A 6179-nucleotide genomic window follows, 5' to 3' on the forward strand; every position below is an offset into this window, starting at 1 on the left:
TGGGAAAGCAGGAATAAAATTTAAAATACCAGAAGATAGCTACTTTTTTCTTGGAGACAATAGAGCAAATTCTAAAGATGCAAGATATTGGGAACAACCATTTATAGATGAGGATAATATAATGGGAAAAGCAAGAATCGTAATTAGTCCTTTTAGTAGATTTGGGAAATTAAAATGAGAAGAAATTAATCAGTGTTTATTATGCTTATTAAATAATATATAGTATATATTATTTGAATTAAGACATAATAATAGTAAAATATAAGATAAGGGCCGTTATGGCTCTTAATTGTTTTTAAGATATTTATCCAGAAGAGGGTGAATTACGTTCCATAATTAAATATAATAAGATTATATGTTATACTTGAGGTAGATTATATATGTAAATTAATCCACTAAAGTAGATATGGAAGGAGAATTAACATGGAGTTAAATAAATTGATTGATGATATGAAAGAGGATATTATTAAGTCTACTCAAGAAATCGTTAAAATAAAGAGCGTAGACAGTGAACCAAAACCTGGTATGCCTTTTGGAGAAGGTGTAGCTAAATCACTAGAATATGCTTTAAATACTGCAAAGAAATTAGGATTTCATACAGTTAACTTAGATGGTTATGTTGGATACGCAGAGTATGGGCAAGGAGAAGATTATGTTGTAGCATTAGGCCATTTAGACGTTGTTCCTGAAGGGGATGGTTGGATTCACCCACCTTATGCAGCGGAAATTCACGATGGTAAAATGTATGGACGTGGAACTACAGATGATAAAGGACCAATAATGGCGACACTTTATGGATTAAAAGCACTTAAAGATGCAAAACTTCCTATTTCTAAAAGAATTAGAGTTTTATTTGGAACTAATGAAGAGACAGGAAGCAACGAACTTGAATATTATTTGGAAAGAGAAAAAGCACCAGTTGCTGGTTTTACACCAGATGCAGACTATCCAATAATCAATGGAGAAAAAGGTATAACTATATTTAACATAGTTAAGGATTTTAATAGTGTAAATAAAAGTGAAAACAAAATAAAATATATTAAGGGTGGCACAGTAGCTAACATAGTACCAGAATATTGTGAAGCTGGAATTGTGGCTGTTGACACACAAAATATTATTAAATTAGTGAAATCTTTTGCAAAAAATATGAATTATAAACTTTCTTCTGAGGTTAAAGAAAATATGGTAATAATTAAATCTGAGGGTGAAGCAGCTCATGGAAGTTTACCAGAGCTTGGGAAGAATGCTATAATGCAACTATTCGCTTTCCTTGGAACTTTAGATCTTGGGTCAAATGATGTTGCTTCATATATAGAATTCTTAAATAAAAATATAGGTATGGAAATACATGGTGAATCTTTTGGCGTTTGTTTGGAAGATGATAACTCAGGAAAGTTATCCTTTAATGTTGGAGTTATAAATATGGATGAAATTTCTTCTGTCATGACTTTAAATTTAAGGTATCCTGTAACAAATAAGTTAGAAGATATGATGAATCCATTTAATAAGAGAATAGAAGGAACTGAAATAAAAGTCGAAAAGTTTGTACATCAAGAACCATTATTCTTTTCACCAGATAGCCCAATTATTAAAGCCCTTCAGAAAGTTTACACTGAGCAAACTGGAGAAGAAGCTAAATTAATATCTATAGGTGGAGGTACTTATGCTAAAGAAATGCCTAACACTGTAGCTTTTGGACCGATGTTTCCAGGTGAACCAGACACTATTCATAAAAGAAATGAATATATTACAATAGATAATCTAATTAAAAATGCGAAAATATATGCTCATGCATTGTATGAACTTGCAAAGTAATAAACAAATAAATTTTAGACCTATATCTTTTCAAAAGATATAGGTCTAAAATTTATAAAAATCCATAGCATTAATGTGGATATAGAGGTATAATAAAATATTGAACTATAAATAATTCATATAATAAGTTATGAAAAGGTTGAATTTTATTAAAAATATAAAAGTATTAGTGAGGTATAATTGTGAAAATACAAGATATTAAGATGGGAAAGGTCAATACTCCGCTGTTAAGACAATATAGAATAGGAAAGAAAATCCTTAACTTTTCTGATGAAATAATTATAAAGATAATTACAGATACAGGGGAAATAGGGTACGGAAGTGCAACCCCAACACCCTTAATAACAGGTGAAACAGAGTATTCAATTATGGGAGCAATTAATTATATTAAACATGATATTTTAGGTTTAGATATTGATAATTTAGAGGAAATTATGAAGGTGATTCATAATTCAATTCATGCAAATAATAGTGCTAAGGCGGCCATTGATATGGCCATATATGATTTGCTTTGCAAAAAATATGGAATTCCACTTTATAAATTTTTGGGTGGATACAAAACTACATTAACTACAGATATTACAATAGCAAATGGCTCAGTGGAAGAAATGGTAAGTAAATCCTTAGAAGCTATAATGGAAAATTATACTTATTTAAAGGTTAAAGTTGGAAATGATATAGATCATGATATAGAGAGAGTTAAGGCAGTAAGAAAAGCAGTTAGGAAAGGAATAAAAATAAGAGTAGATGCAAATCAAGGTTGGAGACCGAAGGAAGCTGTAAGCGTTATTAGGAAGTTTGAAGATATGGGTCTGGATATTGAGTTTGTTGAACAGCCAGTTAATGCTTGGGATATAGATGGACTAAAATATGTTACAGACAATGTGGAAACAAAAATTCTTGCAGATGAATCAGTTTTTGGTCCATCAGATGCCTTTAAGATAATAGAAAAAAGAGCAGCGGACCTTATAAGTATAAAGCTTATGAAGTGCGGAGGAATAAATAATGCAATAAAGATATATAATATGGCAGAAAACATGGGTATAAGATGTATGATGGGATGCATGCTAGAAAGTAGAATAGGCATAACCGCAGCAGCTAGTTTTGCAGCATCTAGGTCTAATATGGTTAAGGCGGATTTAGATACTATGTTGTATTTTGAGAAAGATTCAGTAATTGGTGGAGCCTCGGTTATCGGAAATAAGATAACTGTTAATGATGCGCCAGGTCTTGGAATTTGTGATATTATTGGATGGCAAGAAATTTTATAAACATTGTGAAATTTATAAAAAATATAATGATCTAAACGGGGTGACAGGTTTGAATACTAATGAATTTAATGTAAATGCTAGTCTCATAGAATTGGAACTTAAGAAACAGTTGGAATTTAATATAGAAGAAGAAAAACTAAAGAGTGTTAGTGCAATTATTAGTGAAGAAATTCTTAACTATATAGAAAAGAGAAAAGAAATATTACAATACATTTTAGATTATAGGAAAAAAGTAATTGAGGACTATAGAGATGATGAAGATATGGTTATAGAATATTTTGATCATGAGAGATATGTTATGGAAGAAGCGTTTAAAACTATTGATAGACGGCTTAAAGAACTAACAGCACTTAAGACTTCACCTTATTTTGGAAGAATTGATTTTTCTGAAGAAGATCTTGGTATTGAGAAAATGTATATAGGAAGGTTTGGAGTTACTCCACAAAATACATTTGAACCACTAATAGTAGATTGGAGAGCTCCAGTTGCATCACTCTATTATACTGGAGCTTTAGGTGAGGCATCTTATGATGCTCCGAAAGAAAAAATATTAGTGAATATTTTAGCTAAAAGACAGTATATTATAAAAAAGGCAAAACTTGTGGGTCTGTTTGACTCAGCTTTGGATATAAAAGACGAAATACTTCAAATGGTACTTAGTAGTAATGCTTCTGAAAAGCTAAAAGATATAATAATGACAATACAAAAGGAACAAGATGACTTAATAAGACAACCAAGAACCAAAACTATTGTTGTGGATGGGGTGGCAGGAAGTGGTAAAACCACGATAGCTCTTCATAGGGTTGCTTATTTACTTTATAATTATAGAAAGGTACTTCAAGATAAGGTTTTGATACTAGGTCCTAATAATGTGTTTATGGAATACATATCTACAGTGCTTCCAAGTCTTGGAGAATCGGGAGTTAAGCAAACAACTTTTAGAGACTTTGCTTTTGATATTTTAGAACTTTCAGAAGTGATGAGCCTAAAAGAATACATGGAAAAAGTGCTAAGTGGTGAAAGTGAATTTGCAAGTGACATTATGTACAAAAACTCTATAGAGTATAAATATTTACTCGATGATGCCATAGAAAAATTAGATGTTGAATACTTTAAAATAGAAGATTTAATTTTTATGGGTGAGAAAATATTATCAAAAGAAGAAATAATGGAGATGTTCCATTATCATTACAAAACTATGCCATTATTTAGAAGAAGCAAGAAAATTAAACGGATTATTTATTCTAAAATTAGTGATGCTAGAGATGAAAAAGTTAGAGTCATACAAAAGGAATATGAAAAAAACGTTCAGTCTTTATCTGAGGAGGAACAGGATTTCAAAGTAAATAACTTGGACTTTAATAGAAGGCTTAAAATTAGAGAAGTTGTTAAGTCGATAATAGATTTAAAAAGAAATCTTACTTGGATACAAAATGGAAACTGTGTGGAGTTGTACAACAAAATAAATGGTTATAAAAGATTAACTGAAAATGATTTAGGCGGTATTTTGTATATTAAAATTAAGCTAGAGGGAATAAAAATTTCTGAGGAAATAAAACATGTGGTAATAGATGAAGCACAGGATTATAATCAACTACAATTCTTAGTAATAAAGGAATTAACTAGGTGCACTTCGCTAACTATAGTTGGGGATAGCAACCAAAGAATGATTCCTTTTGACGGAACAATTCCTATGCTCGATATAAAGAATATACTTCCAGAATTAAATGTTCAAGAGTTCAGACTAAATACTAGCTATAGGTCTACTGTAGAAATTATGGAGTATGCTAACAAGTATTTAAATTCAGAGCCTATTGTTCCTATAGTAAGAAATGGTGAAGTGGTTACGGAAAATTCAATTTCTAATGTGGATGAATTTAAAAGTTTTATTATTCAAAAGACAGAACAGTTTAAAAGTAGAGTTTATGAGAATATTGCGATTATATGTAAAGATATAAAAGAGACAGAAAAAATATTTGATATAATTAAAGACAATGCCGGTGTTAAGATGATTAACAGTGAAAATGCGGTGTACCACAGTGGACTTGTGGTGATTCCATCATATTTTGCTAAAGGACTTGAATTTGATGCTGTTATAATGGTTTTAGATGAGGCAGCTGATGTGGCTAAATATAAGCAAGAGGATAAGCTTAGATATGTTATGGCAACTAGGGCACTACATGAGCTTCATGTGGTTGTGAAGAGCTCGTTCTAAGTCTCGATTTTTTTCATAGAGCACGCTATAACTAAAAATATATGTTGCTAGAAATGCGTTCGCTTCGCCGAGTAATTCTAAAATTTATTTTATTTTCAGTTGCTAAAAAATACAAACTCGCTATCGCTCTAACATGTATTTTTCTTCACGCATCTGAAAATAAAATAAATCAAGAATTTCTATGGCTTGCTCAAACGCATTCTGCGCAATATATATTTTTGTTAGCGTGCTCTAAGAAAAAAAGAGTTTAATTGAGAGAATAAAAATCTGAATAAATCTACTTTTAGATATAGCTCAATTGAATTAGTCGGTGACGAATACGATGATGTGGGAAATTTTAAAAGTAATATTATAAGTAAGCGACTTTGGTGGTGTGAGATTAATATTTATTAATTATCGTGTTAGTTCGTGCCAATTTTCTATGATTTCGTATAATTCCATTATGGTGCTAGATTTATCTTGGCTGGCTATGGAGCCTCGCAGTCTAGATATATTTAGATTTATGTTGTATATTTCATCTCTGTCTACGCTAAATTGAATGCGTGGTACGATTTTGTTCCAGGATGTGGTAATACTTGTGATGTCTTTTTTAAGCATATCCCATTTTTCAGCTTTTGCATGTACTATAGAAATTTGAGTAAAAGCAATTACATCTTCTGAAGAGTTACGAGGCTTTTTTAAATAACTGCCGCTTAGCATTATTAATACGAAGACAGTTAAAGTAATTATTGGTATAGAATAAGATATAAATTTTTTCATAAATTTAAACTACTCCTTTGTATTTTATTTATTTTTATCCTCTAACCCGTCTTCATAAAGATCTATAAATAAGCCATTCGTTGCATTATAAGTGGCTAGAAATACTTCAGCAGCATCAT

Annotated in this window: 5 protein-coding genes; 4 read left to right on the forward strand and 1 reads right to left on the reverse strand. The window is 30.7% G+C overall.

The genetic code is table 11. The features are described from left to right. The first annotated feature begins 25 nt into the window (after positions 1-25). The 4 genes from ACJAX4_RS21400 to ACJAX4_RS21415 all read left to right on the forward strand — a co-directional run bounded on the left by ACJAX4_RS21400 (position 26) and on the right by ACJAX4_RS21415 (position 5301). Positions 26-178 carry a S26 family signal peptidase gene (locus tag ACJAX4_RS21400; protein WP_435791471.1) on the forward strand — a complete coding sequence of 51 codons (153 nt, stop codon included), beginning with the start codon at positions 26-28 and terminating at the stop codon, positions 176-178. A 245-nt stretch (positions 179-423) separates the two neighbouring features. Next, complete coding sequence (gene pepV / locus ACJAX4_RS21405) at positions 424-1815, forward strand: dipeptidase PepV (RefSeq protein ID WP_435791467.1); 1392 nt, start codon at positions 424-426, stop codon at positions 1813-1815. Between the two features lie 182 nt (positions 1816-1997). After that, positions 1998-3086, forward strand: coding sequence for a dipeptide epimerase (locus ACJAX4_RS21410; RefSeq protein WP_435791468.1), 1089 nt, complete (start codon positions 1998-2000; stop codon positions 3084-3086). A 49-nt stretch (positions 3087-3135) separates the two neighbouring features. Further along, complete coding sequence (locus tag ACJAX4_RS21415) at positions 3136-5301, forward strand: HelD family protein (protein WP_435791469.1); 2166 nt, start codon at positions 3136-3138, stop codon at positions 5299-5301. Between the two features lie 393 nt (positions 5302-5694). Here ACJAX4_RS21415 and ACJAX4_RS21420 read toward each other — a convergent pair whose 3' ends face one another. Beyond that, positions 5695-6060 carry a DUF4363 family protein gene (locus ACJAX4_RS21420; RefSeq protein WP_435791470.1) on the reverse strand — a complete coding sequence of 122 codons (366 nt, stop codon included), beginning with the start codon at positions 6058-6060 and terminating at the stop codon, positions 5695-5697. Positions 6061-6179: the final 119 nt, after the last annotated feature.

It is taken from the genome of Clostridium sp. (genome assembly GCF_051278035.1).
Lineage (GTDB): Bacteria > Bacillota > Clostridia > Clostridiales > Clostridiaceae > Clostridium_AD.